Source organism: Streptomyces sp. CBMA123 (assembly GCF_014596465.1).
Taxonomy (GTDB): domain Bacteria; phylum Actinomycetota; class Actinomycetes; order Streptomycetales; family Streptomycetaceae; genus Kitasatospora.
This window is the reverse complement of the sequence record NZ_MECK01000488.1, coordinates 1-1,255: the sequence shown is the minus strand read 5'-3', so window position 1 is coordinate 1,255 and position 1,255 is coordinate 1. Positions and strand designations below refer to the sequence as shown.

1 protein-coding gene is annotated in these 1,255 nt (G+C 79.4%); it reads left to right on the top strand.

All coding sequences use genetic code 11. The annotated features are described in order from the left end of the window. Positions 1 to 1,255: DUF3492 domain-containing protein (locus BG452_RS34945; RefSeq protein ID WP_188308360.1), on the top strand; the 1,255-nt coding region annotated here is incomplete at both ends.

Here is a 1,255-nt window from a genome sequence, read left to right as displayed (position 1 = left end):
ATCTGGCTGGCCGCGCGGCCGGGCGCCCGGGGCGCTGCGCGGACGCCACTACGCCCAGGCGTACGAGGAACTGGTGCGGGCGCTGGTGCTGCCGGGGGAGCGGGCCGGCTTCGGGGCCGGGCTGTACCGGCTGGCGGCGCTGGCCCGGGAGGACGCGGGCACGCTGCCCGCGTTCCTCGCCTCCGTCCACGCCCGCCGGGTGCTGGAACGGGCCTGGCGGCTACCCGGCGCGGACACCTCGGCCGGACAGCCGCTGGTGCGCGACGTGCTGGTCGCCGCGGACCTGCTGGAGCAGTGCCTGCGCCCGCTGTCCGCGCCCTGGTACGGCACCGGGCCCGGCGGCCTCGGCGGCGCCGACCTGTGCCACGTGGTCGGCGGCGGCCCGGCCGCGCTGCCCGCCCTGGTGGCCCGGCAGCTGCACGGGGTGCCGTTCGTGGTCACCGAGCACGGCCTGCACCTGCGCGAGCAGTACCTCGGCTGCCCGCCCCGAGCCGAAGGGCACGCGGGTGCCGAACGGGTGGGCCCCTCCTGCCCGCCGGCGGGCAAGGAGGGCGAGCGACAGGCGAGCGACGCGCGCCGGAGCCCGGGGGCACCTCCCAGCCGCCAGGCCGGGGGAGACCGTCGGCGTCGGCTTCGAGCGCCCGGAGGCGGGCGGGCGGGTCACGAGGCGCCCTCCCTCCCCCAGCCCTCGGCCGGGGACACCCGCACGCCGGTCCGGGCGCTGCTGCTGTCCTTCTTCCGGGCGCTCACCGAGGAGACCTACCGGCAGGCCGCGATACTCACCCCGGGCAGCGCCCACGACCAGCAGTGGCAGCGCCGCTGCGGGGCCGATCCGGCGCGCACCCGGGTGGTGTACGAGGGCATCCCAGGGGTGGACCGCCCGGCCGCCGGGCCGGAGCCCCGGCGGCCCACCCTGGTCTGGGCCGGCGCGCTGGAGCCGGGCCGGGACACCGAACTGATGCTGCACGCCTTCGCCCGGGTGCGCGCCGAACTGCCCGCGGCCCGGCTGGTGGTGCACGGCGAGGAGGCGGCCCTCGGCTACCGGGCGCACTGCGCGGCGGTCGCCGAGCGGCTGGGGGTGGCCGGCGCGGTGGACTTCGCCGGGCGGCCCGGCTCGCTCGCCGAGGCCTGGCAGGGCGGCACGGTGGCCGTCTTCTCCGCGCTCTCCCAGCGCAGCCCTCGGCTACTCGCCGACGCCATGCTCAGCGGCCGGGCCGTGGTCTCCACCGACGTCGGGGTGGCCCGCGAGGTGGTC